This window comes from Mycobacterium paraintracellulare (assembly GCF_000276825.1).
GTDB lineage: Bacteria > Actinomycetota > Actinomycetes > Mycobacteriales > Mycobacteriaceae > Mycobacterium > Mycobacterium intracellulare.
Genome location: NC_016948.1, coordinates 2298326 through 2317543, shown reverse-complemented (window position 1 = coordinate 2317543; position 19218 = coordinate 2298326). Strand labels below are relative to the sequence as shown.

Annotated in this window: 16 protein-coding genes, 1 tRNA gene and 1 pseudogene; 2 read left to right on the top strand and 16 right to left on the bottom strand. The window is 70.8% G+C overall.

Translation table 11 applies throughout. The features are described 5' to 3' along the window. Positions 1-10: 10 nt before the first annotated feature. A complete protein-coding gene (locus tag OCQ_RS10865; RefSeq protein WP_263651575.1) occupies positions 11-1384 on the bottom strand; it encodes a M20/M25/M40 family metallo-hydrolase in 1374 nt (457 codons plus the stop codon). Positions 1385-1496: 112 nt separating this feature from the next. Here OCQ_RS10865 and OCQ_RS10860 point away from each other — a divergent pair. Together OCQ_RS10860 and OCQ_RS10855 are read left to right on the top strand one after the other, a co-directional pair. Beyond that, positions 1497-1582: transfer RNA gene (locus OCQ_RS10860), tRNA-Leu, on the top strand. Positions 1583-1821: 239 nt separating this feature from the next. Continuing rightward, positions 1822-2505 (top strand): annotated as a pseudogene (locus tag OCQ_RS10855) (phosphoribosyltransferase); the annotation flags it as partial. A 3-nt stretch (positions 2506-2508) separates the two neighbouring features. Here OCQ_RS10855 and OCQ_RS10850 read toward each other — a convergent pair. The 15 genes from OCQ_RS10850 to OCQ_RS10780 all read right to left on the bottom strand — a co-directional run bounded on the left by OCQ_RS10850 (position 2509) and on the right by OCQ_RS10780 (position 19186). Further along, entirely contained in the window at positions 2509-2847 is a 339-nt protein-coding gene (locus OCQ_RS10850; protein WP_014379976.1) for a phage holin family protein, read from the bottom strand. 92 nt (positions 2848-2939) lie between these two features. Beyond that, entirely contained in the window at positions 2940-3737 is a 798-nt protein-coding gene (gene wag31, locus OCQ_RS10845; protein ID WP_008256153.1) for a DivIVA-like cell division protein Wag31, read from the bottom strand. A 263-nt stretch (positions 3738-4000) separates the two neighbouring features. Continuing rightward, positions 4001-4291: a YggT family protein gene (locus OCQ_RS10840; protein WP_003878110.1), complete on the bottom strand. Its 291-nt coding sequence runs from the start codon at positions 4289-4291 to the stop codon at positions 4001-4003. A 165-nt stretch (positions 4292-4456) separates the two neighbouring features. Next, positions 4457-5101: a cell division protein SepF gene (locus tag OCQ_RS10835; RefSeq protein ID WP_014384576.1), complete on the bottom strand. Its 645-nt coding sequence runs from the start codon at positions 5099-5101 to the stop codon at positions 4457-4459. 66 nt (positions 5102-5167) lie between these two features. Next, positions 5168-5944 (bottom strand): YggS family pyridoxal phosphate-dependent enzyme, encoded by a 777-nt coding sequence (locus OCQ_RS10830; protein ID WP_041785576.1) that lies wholly within the window; start codon positions 5942-5944, stop codon positions 5168-5170. 5 nt (positions 5945-5949) lie between these two features. After that, entirely contained in the window at positions 5950-6657 is a 708-nt protein-coding gene (gene pgeF / locus OCQ_RS10825; RefSeq protein WP_036455209.1) for a peptidoglycan editing factor PgeF, read from the bottom strand. Between the two features lie 100 nt (positions 6658-6757). After that, positions 6758-7915, bottom strand: a complete 1158-nt coding sequence (gene ftsZ / locus OCQ_RS10820; RefSeq protein WP_041784960.1) for a cell division protein FtsZ — start codon at positions 7913-7915, stop codon at positions 6758-6760. Positions 7916-8183: 268 nt separating this feature from the next. Beyond that, positions 8184-9146, bottom strand: coding sequence for a cell division protein FtsQ/DivIB (locus tag OCQ_RS10815; protein WP_036458811.1), 963 nt, complete (start codon positions 9144-9146; stop codon positions 8184-8186). Continuing rightward, the gene (gene murC / locus OCQ_RS10810; RefSeq protein WP_008256144.1) at positions 9146-10624 is read right to left on the bottom strand and encodes a UDP-N-acetylmuramate--L-alanine ligase; all 1479 of its coding nucleotides are present in this window, start codon (positions 10622-10624) and stop codon (positions 9146-9148) included. Before murC ends, OCQ_RS10815 begins: the two co-directional genes overlap by 1 nt. Continuing rightward, positions 10621-11838 carry an undecaprenyldiphospho-muramoylpentapeptide beta-N-acetylglucosaminyltransferase gene (gene murG, locus OCQ_RS10805; RefSeq protein ID WP_008256143.1) on the bottom strand — a complete coding sequence of 406 codons (1218 nt, stop codon included), beginning with the start codon at positions 11836-11838 and terminating at the stop codon, positions 10621-10623. Before murG ends, murC begins: the two co-directional genes overlap by 4 nt. Continuing rightward, entirely contained in the window at positions 11835-13532 is a 1698-nt protein-coding gene (gene ftsW / locus OCQ_RS10800) for a putative lipid II flippase FtsW (protein WP_014384572.1), read from the bottom strand. Before ftsW ends, murG begins: the two co-directional genes overlap by 4 nt. Positions 13533-13540: 8 nt before the next feature. Beyond that, a complete protein-coding gene (gene murD, locus OCQ_RS10795) occupies positions 13541-14998 on the bottom strand; it encodes a UDP-N-acetylmuramoyl-L-alanine--D-glutamate ligase (RefSeq protein WP_041784959.1) in 1458 nt (485 codons plus the stop codon). After that, positions 14998-16077 (bottom strand): phospho-N-acetylmuramoyl-pentapeptide-transferase, encoded by a 1080-nt coding sequence (mraY, locus tag OCQ_RS10790; protein ID WP_009956117.1) that lies wholly within the window; start codon positions 16075-16077, stop codon positions 14998-15000. The genes murD and mraY overlap by 1 nt, the downstream gene beginning before the upstream one ends. Beyond that, complete coding sequence (locus OCQ_RS10785) at positions 16074-17621, bottom strand: UDP-N-acetylmuramoyl-tripeptide--D-alanyl-D-alanine ligase (RefSeq protein WP_014384570.1); 1548 nt, start codon at positions 17619-17621, stop codon at positions 16074-16076. Before OCQ_RS10785 ends, mraY begins: the two co-directional genes overlap by 4 nt. Then, positions 17618-19186: a UDP-N-acetylmuramoyl-L-alanyl-D-glutamate--2,6-diaminopimelate ligase gene (locus tag OCQ_RS10780; protein ID WP_041784958.1), complete on the bottom strand. Its 1569-nt coding sequence runs from the start codon at positions 19184-19186 to the stop codon at positions 17618-17620. The genes OCQ_RS10785 and OCQ_RS10780 overlap by 4 nt, the downstream gene beginning before the upstream one ends. Between the last annotated feature and the right edge of the window lie 32 nt (positions 19187-19218).

Genomic DNA, 19218 nt, shown 5'->3' with positions numbered 1-19218 from the left:
CGTTCGTCAACTAGCAGTGGGTCAGGAAGTGGGTCAGCACGTCGGTGCCGAACCGCAACGCGTCGATGGGTACCCGTTCATCGACGCCGTGGAACAGCGCGGTGAAATCCAGGTCCGGCGGCAACCGCAGCGGGCTGAAGCCGAAACAGCGAATACCCAAGCGCGCGAAGGATTTCGCGTCGGTACCACCGGAGAGCATATACGGCACGGTGCGGGCGTCCGGGTCGAGCGCCAGCACGGCGGCGTTCATCGCGTCGACGAGGTCACCGTCGAAGCTGGTCTGATAGGACGAGAAGTCCTTGATCCATTCGCGGGTCACGTCCGGCCCGAGCAGCTCGTCGATCTCGGCCTCGAACGCCTCCTTGCGACCGGGCAGGATCCGGCAGTCCACCACCGCCTCGGCGATCGCCGGGACGACGTTGGCCTTGTACCCGGCCTTGAGCATCGTGGGGTTGGCGGTGTCGTGCAGCACGGCCTTGAGCATGCGGGCCATCGGACCCAGCTTCTCGACCGCTCCCCGCAGGTCGCCCGACTCGGTGTCGAAGGTCAGCCCGGTTTCCTCGCTGACGGCCGCGAGGAACTGCGCGACGGTGTCGGTCAGCACCAGCGGAAACTGGTGCCGGCCCAGCCGGGCGACGGCCTCGGCGACGGCCGTGACGGCGTTCTGGTCGTGCACCATCGACCCGTGACCGGCGGGGCCACGGGCGGTGAGCCGCATCCACGACAGCCCCTTTTCGGCCGTCTCGATCAGGTAGAGCCGACGTTCTCCCCCGTCGCGGCGCGGCACGGTCAGCGAGAACCCGCCCACCTCGCCGATCGCCTCGGTGACCCCGTCGAACAGATCCGGCCGGTTGTCGACCAGCCACTGCGCCCCGAAGGTGCCGCCGTGCTCTTCGTCGGCGATGAACGCGAAGACCAGGTCACGCGGGGGGACGATGCCGGCCCGCTTCAACTGCCGGGCCACCACGATCATCATCCCGACCATGTCCTTCATGTCGATCGCCCCGCGGCCCCAGACAAAGCCGTCTTTGACCGCGCCGGAGAACGGGTGCACGCTCCACTCGGTGGGCTCGGCCGGCACCACGTCGAGGTGCCCGTGGATGAGCAGGCCACCACGCGAGGGGTCGGCGCCGGGCAGGCGGACGAAGACGTTGCCGCGGCCGGGGGCGCCGGATTCGACATACTGGGGGGCGTAGCCGACCTCGGCGAGCTGCTCGGCGACCCATTGGGCGCACTCGGCCTCGCCCTTGGTGGTCTCGGGTTCGCCGGTGTTGGTGGTGTCGAACCGGATCAGCTTGCTGACCACCTCGACGACGTCGTCACTCGGGTTGGTCGGCTCCTCGGTCGCCCCGCTCTGAATGGTCACAACCCCCTTTCCTACCATTGCCGCGGCCGGACGGCCCGATGCCGAGCATCGCGGCGTCACGAGGAGTCGGATTGGGTTCGCGGCAGGCAATCCGATAGCCTTAGCTGCCAACCCATGCTGGTTTGGCCTTGTCCGAGTGGCGGAATGGCAGACGCGCTAGCTTGAGGTGCTAGTGCCCTACTAATGGGCGTGGGGGTTCAAGTCCCCCCTCGGACACACGACTGAGCCGAATGGAATGAATGCTCGCATTCATTCCTGAGGCGATGGAGTGTGTTGAGCGGCGAAGCCGCGATCACACCCGAGCCGATGGACCATGTTGAGCGGCGAAGCCGCGATCACACCGATACTGCGCCGCCGGCCAAATCCAATCGCCTTCCCGCGCAACCGTATTGCGCTTGCGCCGGCCGTCCCACCGGGCATGCACCGCCGAAGTGAGCTTTCCCACGTAGGCTGGTATACGACCAATGAATCGACCGAACGGCTTTCTCCGGCGAACGGCGACGCGCAACTTCCGTGACCGCCGCGAGGCCGGTCGCGCGCTGGCCGAGGAACTGACGTCCTACCGTGGGCGCGACGTGCTGGTGTTCGGGCTGGCGCGCGGCGGCGTGCCGGTGGCCTGGGAGATCGCCGCGGCCCTGGGCGCCCCCTTGGACGTGTTCCTGGTGCGCAAGCTCGGGGTGCCGAACTGGTCGGAGCTGGCGATGGGCGCCTTGGCCAGCGGTGGCGGCCTGGTGATGAACGACGACGTCGTGGCCAGCTTGCGCGTCACCGATGAGCAGGTGCGCGAGGTGATCGACAGCGAGACCACCGAACTGCTCCGGCGCGAGCACGCCTACCGGGGCGGCCGGCCGATCGCCGACCCGCGCGACCGGGTCGTGATCCTGGCCGACGACGGGATCGCCACCGGCGCCAGCATGTTGGCCGCCGTGCGAGCGGTGCGCGCCGCGGGGCCGGAATCAATCACCGTCGCGGTCCCGGTGGGGCCGGAGTCCGCCTGCCGCGACCTGGCGCGGGAGGCCGATGACGTGGTGTGCGCGACGATGCCGCCCGGATTCGAAGCCGTCGGGCAGGTCTACGACGATTTTCATCAGGTCAGCGACGACGAGGTGCGCGAACTGCTCGCCACGCCGACGGCCTGAGCGTTACTTGGCGGACTCGTCGCCGCGGCCCTCGGCCGCGACGCTGGATTCCCCCGTCGGCTCGGGCCCGTCGGTGACCGCCTCCGCTTCGCCCTCGGCGGAAGCCTCCTCGGGATAGTCCACGTAGTCGTCCTCGTCGGGACGGGCCTCACCCGCATCCTGGTCTTCGGCACCACCGGGCTCGCGGTGCTGGCGCTCGCGCAAGGCGTCGAGGATCAACAGGACCACACCCACCACGCTGGCGGCGATGCACAGCCAGGCGACCAGCTCGTTGCTCGTGACGACGGCGAACACCAACGCGACGAGCCCGATCAGGGCCAATACCAGCGCAATGACGAGCATCGGGCATCCTCCAGGCGACGAGCGGGACTGCGGTGTTCAGGACCTAGTGTGCCAACCCCGAGCTCGGCGAGCGTCCGGCACAGCTGAAAACGCTAGTTGTTGCCCCGGTTGAATTGGTCGAACCCGCCGGCATCGGCGCTGGAGTCCACGGGGGCCGCCGACCCGCGCTGGCCGAGTTCCTCGAGCTGAGACTCCAGGTAGGTCTTGAGCCGGGTCCGGTATTCGCGCTCGAAGGTGCGGAGCTGTTCGAGGCGACCCTCCAGGACCGTGCGCTGCTGGTTGATGGTGCCCATGATCTCGGAATGCTTGCGTTCGGCGTCGGCCTGCAGGGCGTCGGCCTTCTCCTGGGCCTGGCGCAACTGGGTCTCCGAGCGGGTCTGCGCGTCCGCCAACATCGCGTCGGCGCGCTGCCGGGCCTCGGCGACCGTGGTCTCGGCGGTGCTGCGGGCCTCGCTGAGGATCTGGTCGGCGTTGGCGCGGGCGTCGGACAGCATCTTCTCCGACTCGGCCTGCGCGGTGCTGGTGAGCCGGTCCGCGGTGTCCTGGGCCAGGCTCAGCACCCGAGCGGCCTTCATGGCCTGTTCCTCGTTGTTGACCGCGGCGGCCGGCGCGGCCGCGGCCTTGACGGGCTCGGGCTCGGGCTCGCGGACCGGAATGGCCTGCGTGGGCGCGGCGGCCGCGGCCGGGGCGGCGGCCCCGCCGCCGGAGGCCAGCTCCTGGTCGAGCTCTTCGATCCGTTGGCGCAGATCGCTGTTCTCTTCGATGAGTCGCGTCAGCTCGGCTTCCACCAGATCGAGGAAGGCATCCACCTCGTCTTCGTTGTAGCCCCGCTTGCCGATCGGTGGCTTACTGAACGCCACATTGTGGACGTCGGCTGGTGTAAGCGGCATTGTTTCGTCCCCTCAAGTTCCTGTCGAACGTTCTGGAAAGTGTAGAACGCAGTGGTAGCCGTGGTGCAACTGCCGTCCATCCTGTCACACCAGGCGCGACGGTTGCTGATTAGCCCAATAAATAAGAGCCAATTTCAAACATTGAGGCCAATAAAATCCGAAACCTTAGAAATTTTAAATCGCGGGAACCAAACCGACGCTAAAACGTGTCCGAACCGTCTCCGGGGGCGGCGCGGGGCCTCAGGCGGCGGGCCGGAACGGGGTCACGCCGCGGCGCCGAACGCCAGCTGCATCCCGATGAACGCGACCAGTAACAGCACCATGATCGACAGGTCGAAGCGGACCGCTCCGATGGTGAGTTGGGGGATCAGCCGGCGCAGCAGTTTCACCGGCGGATCGGTGATCGACATGATGATCTCCAGCACCACCACGGTGATCCCGGTGGGATGCCAGTCCCGGCTGAACGAGCGGATGAACTCAACGACGACCCGAGCGATGAGCAGCAGCCAGAAGATGAACAGCGCAAACCCAAGGATCTGAAAGAACAACACCAACTGAAGTGCCCCGACCTTATCGATGAGATGCCAAGCGCCGCGGACGTGCGCGGCGCCTGCCAGCCTACCGACTCCGGGTCAGCGGCCCCACCTCACGTGGTCTCGGGACTCGTTCAACCGTTCGAGGGTGCGGTCAGCTCTCGCTGCCGAGCGCGGCGGGTGCGCCTATTGGTAAGCGTAGAAACCGGTTTCGGCGATCCGGCGACGCTCCTCCGGGGACACGTCGACGTCGGCGGGCGACAGCAGGAACACCTTGGTCGCCACCTTGTCGAAGGATCCGCGCAGCGCGAAGGCCAGGCCGGCCGCGAAGTCGACGAGCCGCTTGGCGTCGGCGTTGTCCATCGACACCAGGTCCATGATGACCGGGGTGCCGTCGCGGAAGCGCTCGCCGATGGTGCGGGCCTCGCTGTAGTCCTTGGGCCGCAGCGTGGTGATCTTCGACAGCGGGTGGCCCTCTTCGAACATCATCGCCATCCGGCGGGGGTCCATCGCCAGCGCGCCGCGGGTGGAGTTGCGCAACCACGAGCCGAAGCGTGGCCCGCCCCGCTCGGCCCGGTCGAATTCGCGGGGGTGCACGGAGCCGTAGCGGGGTTCGTCGGCGTAGCCGCCGCGGTAGCCGGCGGGCGGCGGGTAGTCGGCGGTCTCGCGACGCGGGTCCTCGTAGTCGTCGCCGTCGTAGCGGCCGTAGCCGTCATCAAATCGGGGGCGCGGGAAACCGCGGGACGGCGCGCGGTCATCGTAATACTCGTCCTCGTAGTCGTCCATTGGGGCCATACCGAAATAGGCCTTGACTTTGTGCAGTGTGCTCATTGCGTTGACCCTTCTAGCCCCTGGGATTCCTGGTGTTAGTGATAAAGCTGTTACTGCAGTGACTACTTACGGTGACGGTAACCTCCGACGGCCCAATAGGGCGGTACCGACACGCACACATGTCGATCCGTGTTTGACCGCGATTTCGAAGTCGTTGGACATGCCGGCGGAGAGCCCGACCGCGTTCCGGTGCGACTCCAGGACCCGCCGATGTTCCGATTGCAGCCGGTCAAAGGCCTCGTCGGGATCGGAGTCCAGCGGCGGGATGGCCATCAACCCGGCCAGGTCGAGATTGGACGCCTCCTCGACCTGGGCGCACATCTGGTCGACGGCCCCCGGCCGGGAAATGTCCACACCGCCGCGGGACTCGTCGCCGTCGAGGCTGACCTGGACGTAGATCCGCATCGGGTCGGTGCGGCGCCCTTCGGCCAGCGCCGCCGCCACCCCCCGGTCGAGGGCGGTCACCAGCTGGGCGCTGTCGACCGAGTGCGCGGTGTGGGCCCAACCGGCCACCGACCGAGCCTTGTTCCGTTGGATATGACCCACCATGTGCCAGCGCGGATTTCCCACGTTCGCCCGTTCGGGAGCCGCCAGGAGCCGAGTGACTTCGGCCACTTTTGCGGTCGCTTCCTGGTCCCGCGATTCGCCGACGGCCCGGCACCCCAATCGGGACAAAGTCACGACGTCGATTGCTGGAAAATATTTGGTAATCGGCAAAACCTCGATTTCCGCGGCATTGCGGCCCGCGGCTTGTGCTGCCGCGGCAAGGCGGGAGCGCACCGCCGCCAATGCGTGGGTCAATTCCGATTCGCGGTCTCCCCCATTGGACATGTCCACCGCCATCGCGGTCACTCCATCCAGACCAGCGAGGCCAGCCGGCCGGTGGGCGCCTCCCGGCGATGACTGAACAACGTCGGGTCGGCGACCGTGCACCGCGGATCGATATCGATCGCGGTGACGCCCAAACCCTTGAGCTGGCAAGCGATTCCGGCCCGCAGGTCAAGCCCGGGGGTTCCGGCACCGGTGATGGTGCGACTGCCCGGCAGCGCAGCTTCGACCTCGTCGGCCATCGCCTCCGGCACCTCGTAGTTGTGGCCGCTGACCGCCGGGCCCAGCAGGGCCGAGATGTCGTCGGGCTGCGCCCCCAGCTCGAGCATCGCCTCCACCGTGCGCGCCACCACGCCGCGCTGGGCACCGACCCGGCCGGCGTGCACCGCCGCGGCCACCCCGGCGCGCGCATCGGCCATCAACACCGGAACGCAGTCGGCGGTCACCACCGCCAGCGCCAGTCGCGCCGTGCGGGTCACCAGCGCGTCGGTGCCCTCCACGGCGGCCTCGCGTGGCCCGTCCACCACCTCGACCCGATCGCCGTGGACCTGGTTCATCCACACCACGCGGCCGGGGCGCAGACCGACGGCGGCGGCCAACCGGGCCCGGTTCTCGGCGACCGCGGCCGGGTCATCGCCGACGTGGTCGCCCAGATTGAAGGTGTCGAAGGGCGGCTTCGAGACACCACCGGCGCGGGTGGTGGTCACCCGTCGGACGCGAACGCTCACGTGATCAGTATCCGGAAGTTGTTGCCTGCCAGGCTGCATCGACGTAGGGCCACTATCTTTCGAGGCCGGTTCGTCGCGCAGTGGCAAGCAAATCGAGACCTCAGCGGCGCATGAACGGCGGCACGTCGACGTCGTCGTCATCGCCACCGATATTCAAGGTCGAACCGTTCGTGTGCACCGGCACGCTGACCGCGTCGACCGGTTCGAACAACGTCGAGGTGAGCTTGCCGGCCTTTGCCGACTCGATGCGGTGCGGGCCGACTTTCTCTTCCTTGTCGGCATTGCCGCCGATGACGGGTTTGCGGCCGGGGCCGGTGGCATCGAAGCCCGCCGCGATGACGGTGACGCGCACCTCGTCGCCCAGCGAGTCGTCGATGACGGTACCGAAGATGATGTTGGCGTCCTGGTGCGCGGCGTCCTGCACCAGCGAGGCCGCCTCGTTGATCTCGAAGAGCCCCAGGTCGCTGCCACCGGCGATCGACATCAGCACGCCCTGCGCACCCTCCATCGACGCCTCCAGCAGCGGCGAGTTGATGGCGATCTCGGCGGCCTTGAGCGAGCGGCCCTCGCCGCGCGCCGAGCCGATGCCCATCAGCGCGGTGCCGGCGCCGGACATGATGCCCTTGACGTCGGCGAAGTCGACGTTGATCAGACCCGGGGTGGTGATCAGGTCGGTGATGCCCTGGACACCGTTGAGCAGCACCTCGTCGGCGCTGCGGAAGGCGTCCATGAGTGACACCGCGGCGTCGCCCATCTGCAGCAGCCGGTCGTTGGGGATCACGATCAGGGTGTCGCAGCTCTCGCGCAGCGCCGCGATGCCGCTTTCGGCCTGGTTGCCGCGCCGCTTGCCCTCGAACGAGAACGGGCGGGTGACCACACCCACGGTGAGCGCGCCCAACTTGCGGGCGATGCTGGCGACGACGGGAGCCCCGCCGGTGCCGGTCCCGCCGCCCTCGCCGGCGGTGACGAACACCATGTCCGCCCCGCGCAGCAGCTCCTCGATCTCGTCCTTGGCGTCCTCGGCGGCCCTGCGCCCGACCTCCGGGTCGGCGCCGGCGCCCAGGCCACGGGTGGAGTCGCGCCCGACGTCGAGTTTGACGTCGGCGTCGCTCATCAACAGCGCCTGCGCGTCGGTGTTGATCGCGATGAACTCGACGCCTTTGAGGCCCTGTTCGATCATTCGGTTGACGGCGTTGACGCCGCCGCCACCGATACCCACGACCTTGATCACGGCCAGGTAGTTGTGCGGGGGGGTCATCATTCGTCTTCCTCCCTGATGGGCTCGGCTCTCCCGGTGGTGGGCTCCTCCGGACGGTGGCGGTCCTCCCTGGCAAACCCTCAACCTCAACCATAGAGTTAGAGTTATGTCAAGTAGTTCCGCGCAACCAGAACGGTATGGGCATGGCGCGCGCGAACCCCGCAGGCGCGCCGACGCGCGTCCCGCAAATTTTGCGCATTTTTCCGCGGCTGAGCGGGCGTGAGCGCTGTTCGGCGGCGCCGCGGCGCGCGCGACGTGACGAAGATCGCTACTTGACCGTCGGCAGGTCCGGGCTGGACACGTCGTAGGTCTTGCCGGGCTGGGTCAACAGCGCGGACAGCTTCTCGGCCTTCTCGTCCGTGCGGTCGGTGGTCCCCCAGATCACCACCCGGCCGTCGCCGAGTGTGAGCGTGATCGAGGCCACCGAGGGCGCCGCGACCCGGCCGACCTGGTCGGCGACCTCGGGACGCAGCGCGGTGAGCACCTGCAGGGCGGCCTTGGTGGCCGGGTCGTTGGGCCCGGGGTCGGCGACATCGAGGTAGGGCAGCGCCGGTGGCGGCGGTCCGGTCGCAAAGTCCACGCCGTCCCGGTCGAACAGGTGTGGCCCGTCGGGAAAATCCTTGACCGCCACCGGGACTCGCTCGACGATGGTGATCCGCAGCGCGGACGGGTACTGGCGCTGCACGCGCGCGCTGGCCACTCGGCGGATCGCCGCCACCCGGTCGGCGACCTGGCTGGTGTTGATCTGCAGCAGCGGCGTTCCGAGCCGCACCTGAGCCGCATCCAGGACCTCTTCGCGGGTCACCACCCCGGTCCCGACGACGACGATGTTGCGGGCCGACATCGCCGGCGTGAAATAGAGGACCAATGCCAGGCCGATGCCGACGATCACCAGCAGGATGGTGACCAACAGCATCTTGAGCCCTCGAACAACGCCGCGCGCAACGGGTTTGGGCTCGTGGACCGGCCGCCCGGTGGCCCTGCGCTTGGCCTCCCGGCGCGCCTCTTCGATGGCCATGGCGCGGGCCTGGGCGGCGCGTCGTTCGGCGCGCTCCCGGCGGGCGCGCCGGCGCGGCCCCTCGACCTCGGCCGGATCGGGCTGTTGATCGGTTGCCGTCGGCTCGGTGCCCGTGCCGGTGACCAGCGGTTCGGTGGCGGCGTCGTCCGGGACCGGGTCGTCGGCCTGGCCGGCCCCGCCGCCCGGCGTGCCCGGGTCGAGCGGCTGGGTCATCACAGGGCTCCCGGCGCGCCGCGGTTGGCCCGCGCCCGCAGCGCCGTGACGATCTCGGGTCCCAGCAGGGTCACGTCGCCGGCCCCCATGGTGACGATGACGTCGCCGGGCCCGGCGACCGCGGCCACCTGCTCGGCGGCGGCGGAGAAGTTCGGCAGGTAGCGCACCGGGACGCTGACGTGCTCGGCGACGCTGGCACCACTGACGCCGGCCAGCGGTTGTTCGCGCGCGCCGTAGACGTCGAGGACGAAGACCTCGTCGGCGGCGTCCAGCGCGTGACCGAACTCCTCGGCGAAAGCCTTTGTCCGCGAATACAAATGGGGCTGGAACACCGCGATGCTGCGGCCGTCGCCGCTCTGCTCGAGCAGGGTTCGGACCGCCGCCAGCGTGGCGACGATCTCGGTGGGGTGATGGGCGTAGTCGTCGAACACGCGCACCGGCTGCCCGTTGCCCGCGGTGCCGACCAGTTCGAATCGGCGCCGCACCCCCTCGAAGCCCGCCAACCCGTCCAGCACCGCGTCGACGGGGGCGCCGATCTCGAGGGCCGCCAGCAGCGCGCCCATCGCGTTGAGCGCCATGTGGCGTCCGGGCACCGACAGCCGCATCACCCGCGGGCGTTGCTCGGGGTCCAGGTCGGGCGCCAGCTGGATCTGGGCGACCGCCTCGGTGCCCTGCTGCTGCCACGACAACAGGGTGGTGGCCAGGGGTTCACCGGGTAACGAGGTCCCGGATCCGTAGCGCAGCACCCGGATTCCCAGTTCGGCCGTACGTCGGGCCAGCGCCGCGGCCCCGGGGTCATCGACGCAGACCACCAGCGCCCCGCCGGGGGCCAGCCGGTCCACGAACGCGTCGAACACGTCGACGTAGGCGCCGGCGCTGCCGTAGAAGTCCAGGTGGTCGGTCTCGATGTTGGTGACGACGGCGACGTTGGGCGTGTACTCGAGTAGCGACCCGTCGCTTTCGTCGGCCTCGGCGACGAAGCAGTCGCCGCTGCCGTGGTGCGCGTTGGTCCCGGCCTCCCCCATCTCGCCGCCGACCGCGAACGACGGGTCGCGCCCGCAGTGTTGCAGCGCCACGATCAGCATCGACGTCGTCGTCGTCTTGCCGTGCGTGCCGGTGACCATCAGCGTGGTGCGCCCGTCCATCAGCTTGGCCAACACGGCGGGCCGCAGGATCACCGGGATGCCGCGCCGCCGGGCCTCGACTAGCTCGGGGTTGGTTTTCGGGATGGCTGCGTGGGTGGTGATGACGGCGGTGGCGCCGCCGGGCAACAGGTCCAGCGACGACGCGTCGTGCCCGATGTTGATCTGCGCGCCGCGGGCCCGCAGGGCATGGATGCCGCGCGACTCCTTGGCGTCGGAGCCGGAGACCAGCCCGCCGCGGTCGAGCAGGATGCGGGCGATGCCCGACATGCCGGCTCCCCCGATGCCGACCATGTGCACCCGCTGCAGCTCCGGCGGCAGCTGCTCGGTGGTCATGGCTGCCCTCCGGCCGACAAGCGGCCGAGCTGCGCCTTCCTGGCGATGTCCAGCGCCGCCTGGGCCACCTGGCGGGCCGCGTCGGGGTGTCCCACGCGCGCGGCGGCCGTCGTCATCGCCGCCAGCCGCGGCGGGTCGCCCACCAGGGCGGCCACCTCCCGGGCGACCAGCCCGGGGGTCAGGTCGGCGTCGGCGACCACCATGCCGCCGCCGGCGTTGACCACCGGTAGTGCGTTGAGCCGCTGCTCGCCGTTGCCGATCGGCAGGGGCACGTAGATCGCCGGCAGGCCCACCGCCGAGACCTCGGCGACCGTCATCGCCCCGGACCGGCAGATCACCAGGTCGGCGGCGGCGTAGGCCAGGTCCATCCGGTCGAGGTAGGGCACCGCCACGTACGGCGGGTCGCCCGGCAGTGGTTCGCGCAGGTCGAGCGTGTTCTTGGGGCCGTGCGCGTGCAGCACCGCCACGCCCGCGGCGGCCAGCCCGGCGGCCGCCCCGGCGACGGCGCGGTTCAGCGAGGCCGCCCCCTGCGAGCCGCCGAACACCAGCAGCACCCGGGCGTCGTCGGCGAAGCCGAAGTGTCGGCGCGCTTCGGCGCGCAGCGCCGCGCGGTCCAGCGAGGTGATGGCTTCGCGCACCGGCACCCCGACGACCTCGGCGCCCGGCAGGCCGCAGTCGGGCACCGCGGAGAGCACCCGCTCGGCGCTGCGGGCGCCGACCCGGTTGGCCAGCCCGGCGCTGGCGTTGGCCTCGTGGATCACCACCGGAACCCGGGATCTGCGCGGCGAGACACCACGCGCTGCGAGATAGGCCGGCAGCGCCACGTATCCGCCGAAGCCGATCACGACGTCGGCGTCGACCGACCGCAGCACGGCGCGGGTTTCCCGGACGGCCCGCCACACCCGCGAAGGCAGCCGGGCCAGGTCACCGCTGGGCTTGCGGGGCAGCGGCACCGGCGTGATCAGCTCGAGGTCGTAGCCGCGCGCGGGCACCAGCCTGGTCTCCAGCCCCCGCGCCGTGCCCAGCGCGGTGATCCGGACCTTGGGATCCAGCGCGCGCAGCGCGTCGGCGACGGCCATCGCCGGTTCGACGTGCCCGGCCGTTCCCCCGCCGGCCAGCACGACCGACAAGGGCCTAAAAGCCGACAACGCGGCACCGGCGGGCAGAGGGTCTGCCCCCCGCCCGCCGGTCGGCTCGTTGACCGTGTCGTTCACCCGTAACGCTGACCTTCCAATGCGCGTGTGCGCCGTTGCTGGCGCCGGCCGGCGGCCTGATTGGCTCCCAGGGTCGCATAGCGCTGGCCAGATCCATGATGCCCCGCCCGTGAGCGGGGGTTACCCGCAGACCGGCGGACCGGGCGGCCGGCCGCCCGCGGGGGCGCCCCGCGCAGCGGCGCCTCGCCGTTGCGGGGCGCCTTGCGCCCGGGCGACCCGGCGCCCTTGCGCGGCGCGGCGGCCGATTGCGGGCGCGACCGCTTGCGGTCGCGGAACGCCTCCAGGCGCGTGGGCGAATAGGGCTCGGGCAGCGGCAGCCGCAGCAGCCGGTTCACCTTGTCGTCGCGGCCGGCCCGCAGCGCGGCCACCGCCTCGGGTTCGTGACGGGCCGCGTTGGCCATGATCCCGATCATGAAAAGCGTTGCCGCCGTGGAGGTTCCACCGGCGGAGATGAGCGGCAGCTGGATGCCCGTCACCGGGAGGATCCCGATCACGTAGCCGATGTTGATGAACGCCTGACCCAGGACCCACATCGTCGTGGTGGCGGTCAGCAGCCGCAGGAACGGATCGGCCGACCGGCGGGCGATCCGCATCCCGGTGTAGGCGAACAGCCCGAACAGGACCAGTAACCCGAAGGCGCCGATGAAACCGAGCTCCTCGCCGATGATCGCGAAGATGAAGTCGTTGTGGGCGTTGGGCAGGTAGTTCCACTTGGCGGTGCCCTGGCCCAGGCCGTCGCCGAAGATGCCGCCGTGGGCCAGCGCGAATTTCGCCTGCCGGGCCTGGTAGCCGGTGTCCTGCGGGTCGTTCTCGGGATTGATCCAGGACCGCACCCGGTCGGACCGGTAGCCGGCCGACATCGCCAGGATCGCCCCGGCCATGAAGACCGCGAGCAGCGAGGTGGCGAAGACGCGCAGCGGCAGGCCGGCGTACCAGAGCAGGGCGAGCAGGATGATGCCCAGCGACACGGTCTGCCCGAGGTCGGGCTGCGCGACGATCAGCGCCAGCGCGATCACCGCCGCAGGCACCAGCGGGATGAGCAGTTCGCGCAGGCTGGCGCGCTCGAGTCGGCGGGCCGCCAGCATGTGCGCGCCCCAGATGGCGAAGGCGATCTTGGCCAGCTCGGAGGGCTGCATGGAGAAGCCGGCGACCACGAACCACTTGCGGGAGCCGTTGGCCAGGTTGCCGATGCCGGGAACGAGGACCAGGACCAGCAGGATCACGGTGACGACGTAGCCGGTGAAGGCGACGCGGCGGATGAACCGCACCGACATCCGCAGCGAGGTGTAGCAGGCGATGAGGCCGATCACCGTCCACAGGACCTGCTTGCCGAAGATGATCCAGGCCGACCCGTCGGCGTCGTAGGACCGCACCCCCGATGCCGAGAGCACCATGATCAGGCCGAGCGTCGTCAGCAAGCCGGCGATGGCGATGATCAGGTGAAACGAGGTCATGGGGCGGCCGAGCCAGGCACCGAACCGGGTGGGCGAACCGCCATCGCCACCGGCGGCCTTGTCCTTTTTCGCCTTGGGCGCCTTCGCGGGCTTGGCGGGCTCGTCGGCCTTGTCGCCGTCGTCCGCGGCCGCGTCGGTGACCTCGGCCGTCGCGTCCGCGTCCTCCGCCGGCCCCGGCTCGGTCGCGGTTCCGCCGGTCGCTTTGCCCCGGCCCAGCAGCCGGGTCAGTGCGTTACCCACGCCCCGCCCTACCGGATCGCCGCGCGCACGGCGGCCGCGAACGCGTCGCCCCGGTCGGCATACCCGGCGAACTGGTCGAACGATGCGCCCGCCGGTGCCAGCAGGACAGTGTCACCGGGTGCGGCCAGGCCACGAGCCGCGGCGACCGCCGCGGTCATGACGGCGGCGCCGAGATCTCCACTCGAATGTTTCACTTCTGTCACATCTGCACCAAGAACCACTGCAGTCGCATCCATATCAGCATCCTCGCCTGTCACAACGTGGAGGACGGGGACATCCGGCGCGTGTCGCGATAACGCCTCTGCAACCTCTTGCCGATCTCGGCCGATGAGCACCGCCCCGACCAGCCGCGACGCGATCCTGGCGACCTCGGCGTCGACCGAGGCGCCCTTCAGCAGGCCGCCGGCGATCCAGACGACGCGGGGGTAGGCGAGCACGGACGCCTCGGCGGCGTGGGGATTGGTGGCCTTGGAGTCGTCGACGTAGGTGACGCCCTCGGCGACGGCCACCACCTCGGCCCGGTGCCGCCCGACCCGGAAGGCCGCGAGCGCCGACGCGATCGCCTCGGCCGGCACCCCGACGCTGCGGGCCAGCGCGGCGGCGGCGAGCGCGTCGAGCACGCCGACGGGGCCCGGCACCGGTATCGAGTCGACGGGCGCCAGCGTCAGGTCGTCGGCGAACGCGCGGTCGATCAGGTGTCCGTCGCGCACGCCGAGCTCCCCCGGGCCCGGTTCGCCCAGCCGAAAGCCGGCCCGCACCGGCGCCCGCGCCGTGCTCAGCAGCGCCGCGGCCCGGGCGTCGTCCAGCCCGACGACGGCCACCCGGCCGTCGAGCACCCGGGCCTTGGCCGCGGCGTAGTCGGCCAGGGTGCCGTGCCAGTCCAGGTGGTCTTCGGCGATGTTGAGCACCGCGCCGCCCTCGGGCCGCAGCGACGGCGCCCAGTGCAGCTGGAAGCTGGACAACTCGACGGCCAGCAGCTCGGCGGGTTGGTCCAGCACGTCGAGCACCGGGCTGCCGATGTTGCCGCACAACAGGTTTGGAAGCCCGGCCGCGGTGAGCATGGCGTGCAGCATCGACGTCGTCGTGGTCTTGCCGTTGGTCCCGGTCACCACCAGCCAGCGTCGCGGCGGGCCGTAGTGGCCGGCCGCGTCCAGCCGCCAGGCCAGCTCCACATCGCCCCAGACGGGCACGCCCGCCGCCGCGGCGGCGACCAGCAGCGGCGTGGTCGGCGAGAAGCCGGGGCTGGTCACCACCAGGGCGTAGCGGGAGACCTGCTCGGCGGCCACCGACGTCGGCGCGGTCGCCACCCCCGCGTCGGCGTACCCGCGCAGGGTGGCCGGGTCGTCGTCGCACAGGGTGGGCACCGCGCCGAAGCGGGTCAGAGCCGCCAGCACCGCCTTGCCCGTCACCCCGCCGCCGGCCACCAGCACCGGGGCGCCCGGCGCCAAGGGGTCAAGCCCACTCATCAGGCACCGATCGCGGCCAGCCACTCACCGTAGAAAAGGGCCACGCCCAGCCCGCAGGCGATCGCGGTGAGCAACCAGAACCGGATGATGACCGTGGTCTCGGCCCAGCCGGCCAACTCGAAGTGGTGGTGGAACGGCGCCATCCGGAACACCCGACGCCCGGTGGTGCGGAAAGTCAGGATCTGCAACACCACCGAGCTGACCTCGGCGACGAACAGCGAACCCAGCACGACGGCGAGGATCTCGGTGCGGCTGGTGACCGAGATGCCGGCGATGATGCCGCCCAACGCCAGCGATCCGGTGTCGCCCATGAAGATCTTGGCGGGCGCGGCGTTCCACCACAGAAAGCCGATGCAGGCGCCCGCGGTGGCGGCCGCGACGATCGCCAGGTCGAGCGGATCGCGCACGTTGTAGCAACCCAGCCCGGGCGCGGTGACGCACGCGTTGCGGTACTGCCAGAACGTGATCAGCACGTAGGCCGCGGTGACCATCGCCATGCTGCCGGCGGCGAGTCCGTCCAGGCCGTCGGTGAAGTTGACGGCGTTGGACCAGGCGCTGACGACGACCACGCAGAACAACACGAACAGCGCCGGGGCCAGCGCGACGGTCGCGATCTCGCGCACGTAGGACAGGTCCGCGCTGGCCGGGGTCAGGCCGTTGGCGTTGCGGAATTCCAGCACCAGCACGCCGAACAGCACCGCGGCGGCGACCTGCCCGACGGTTTTGGCCGTCTTGTTCAGCCCGAGATTGCGCGACCGGCGGATCTTGATCAGGTCGTCGAGAAAGCCGACGCCGCCGAGCACCGTGGCCAGGCCCAGCACCAGCAGACCCGACGCGGAGACGCCCTCGCCGTCGAACGCCAACCCGGCCAGGTGGGTCCCCAGGTAACCGGCCCAGATGCCGGCCAGGATCGCCACGCCGCCCATCGACGGCGTGCCGCGTTTGGCGTGGTGGGTCGGCGGGCCGTCGTCGCGGGTGTGGTGGCCGAATCCCTGCCGGGTGAACAGCCGGATCAGCGCTGGGGTCAACAGGATCGACACGGTCAGCGCGACGGCGACGGCGATGAGGATCTGTCTCACGGGCGGGCACCGCCCTGCGAGCCTTGTGATACCAGGGCGTCGGCCAGCGCCCCCAGCCCGGCCGCGTTGGAGGCCTTGACCAGCACGACGTCGCCGGGTTGCAGCTCGGCCCGCAGCAACGCCAGGGCGGCCTCGCTGTCGGCCACGTTGACGGCCCCCTTATCGGCCGAGCCCCACGAACCCTCCATGACCGCTCCGTGGTGCATGGCGCTCATCGACCTCCCACTTCCCACGACAACGAGTCGAGACACATCTAAGCGCACGGCCAGCCGGCCGATGCGATCATGCTCGGCGATCGCGTCCTCGCCGAGTTCGGCCATCTCACCGAGCACCGCCCAACTCCTGCGCTTTTCGGCCGGCCGGTCCCCCCCGCCGTGGGCGATCCAGGCCAACGCCTGCAGCCCGGCGCGCATCGAATCGGGGTTGGCGTTGTAGGCGTCGTCGATCACGGTGACGCCGTCGGCGCGCGTGGTGACGTGCATCCGGTGCCGTGAGACGGGGCCGGCGCCGGCGAGTGCGGCCGCCACCTGGTCGACGTCGGCGCCGCATTCCAGCGCGACCGCGGCGGCGCACAGCGCGTTGGTGACCTGGTGGTCGCCGTAGACGCCGAGCCGGACCTGCGCCTGCGTGGTCCCGGAGGCGTCGCGGTGGTGCAGCGTGAAGCATGGCCTGGCCACCTCGTCGAGCGAGACGGGCCCGGCCCACAGCTGGCTGGGGCCCGCGCTGGTGTTCTCGGCGCGGCTGACCCGCACCACCCGGGCCGCGGTCACGCCCGCCATGGCCGCCACCGCCGAGTCGTCGGCATTGAGGATCACCACCCCGGATGCCGGAACAGATTGGGGCAGTTCGGATTTCGTCTGAGCGATGGCCTCGCGCGAGCCGAACTCGCCCAGGTGCGCGGTGCCGACGTTGAGGACGACGCCGATCGCCGGCGGGGCGATCTCGGCCAGCGCGGCGATGTTGCCCGGGTGGCGCGCCGACATCTCGAGGACCAGGAAGTCGGTCTCGGGCGTCGCGCGCAACACGGTCCACGGATGCCCCAGCTCGTTGTTGAACGAGCCGGGCGGGGCGACCACCTCGCCGAGCGGTTTCAGCACGGCGGCCACCAGGTCCTTGGTCGACGTCTTCCCCGACGATCCGGTGATCCCGACGATCCTGAGCCCGCCGGCGACCAGTTCGGCGGCCACCACCTGGGCCAACTTGGCCAGCGCGGCGAGCACCGCCGCGCCCGAGCCGTCCGGGTCGTGCTCGAGCACCCCGGCCCGAGATCCCGACGCGGCCGCGGGGGCGACGACGACGGCGGGAACGCCGACCGGCCGGGCGGCCAGCACCGCCACCGCACCGGCGGCGATCGCCGCGCCCGCGTGGTCGTGGCCGTCCGAGCGCGCGCCCGGCAGCGCCAGGAACAGTCCCCCGGGTCCGACGGCGCGCGAGTCGAATTCCACCGTCCCGGTGACGCGGCGTCGCGCGGCGTCCTGCGGCGAGATGTCGGCCAGGGTGCCGCCGACGATGTCGGCGATCTCGGCGACGGTCAATTCGATCATCGCGGTGCCCCGTCGAGGTCCCGCAGCGCCTGCGCCAGCTCGACCCGGTCGTCGAAGGGGCGGATGTGCCCGCCGGCGCTCTGGCCGGTTTCGTGGCCCTTGCCGGCGATCAGCACGACGTCGCCCGGGCCCGCCCAGGCGACGGCGTGCCTGATCGCGTCGCGGCGGTCGGCGATCTCGACAATGTCTGCCGCACAACCGCTTTCGGTCGCCCCGGCGAGGATTTCGCGACGAATCGACGCCGGGTCCTCACCGCGCGGGTTGTCGTCGGTGACGACGACCAGATCGGCCAGCTCGGCCGCCGTCGCGCCCATCGGCGCCCGTTTGCCCGGGTCGCGTTCGCCGCCGGCGCCGAACACCACGGCCAGCCGGCGATCCGGACGCGCCAGCGTGGTCAGCACCGCGCGCAACGCGCCCGGTTTGTGGGCGTAGTCGACCAGCGCCAGGAAGTCCTGGCCGGCGTCGATCTCCTCCATGCGTCCCGGCACGCGGGCCTGTAGCAGGCCCGTCGACGCCTGCTCCGGGGACACCCCGACCGCGTCCAGAATAGCCAGTGCGACAAGGCAATTGGCGACGTTGTAATGGCCGGGCAGCCGAACACCCAGCTGATGGCGCGCTCCGGCGGGATCGATGGCGGTGAACCGTTGTCCCGCGGCGCCCATCGGGGCCACGTCGGTGGCGCGCCAGTGGGCGGGCCGGCCCTCGGCGCTGACGGTGATCGCGTCGCCGGCGCGGGCGGCCATGGCGCGCCCGGCGTCGTCGTCGACGCAGACCACGACGCGCCGGGCCCGCAGCGGGGAGCTCGGGTCGAAGAGCATCGCCTTGGCCTCGAAGTAGTCGGCCATCGTCGGGTGGAAGTCGAGGTGGTCGCGGGACAGGTTGGTGAAACCGCCCACCGCGAACCGGGTTCCGTCCACGCGGCCCAGCGTCAGGGCGTGACTGGAGACCTCCATGACGACGGTGTCCACCCCCTGTTCGGCCATCGCCGCCAGCATCGCCTGCAGGGCGGGGGCCTCCGGGGTGGTCAGCGCGCTGGGAATGTCGGCGCCGTCGATGCGGATCCCGATGGTGCCGATCAGCCCGGCGGTGTGGCCGGCGGCGCGCAGTGCGGACTCGATGAGATACGTCGTGGTGGTCTTGCCGGACGTGCCGGTGACGCCGACGACCGTCACCCGCTCGGACGGGTTCCCGTACACCGTGGCGGCCAGCCCGCCGAGCACACCGCGGGGGTCCGGGTGAACGAGGACCGGCACGGATTGCCCTAGGGCGCCCATCTCGGCGACCCCGCCGGCGTCGGTGAGCACGGCGACCGCGCCGCGTTCGATCGCGTCGCCGGCGTAACGCGCGCCGTGGGTGGTGGAACCGGGCAGCGCGGCGAACAGATCGCCGGGCCGCACCTCCTGGGCGCGCAGCGTGACCCCGGTGACCGGCAGGTTCGGGACGGCCCGATCGCCGGCCGGCGCGGCTCCGATGTCAGCCGCCAACGCCGGCAAGCGCACGCCCGCTGCGGCGCTGGGCCGCAGCGCACTGGGCACCGACACCCCGTCACCACCTCCGTCAGCCATGATCGGCCATGACACCCTACCTAGGAGCACCG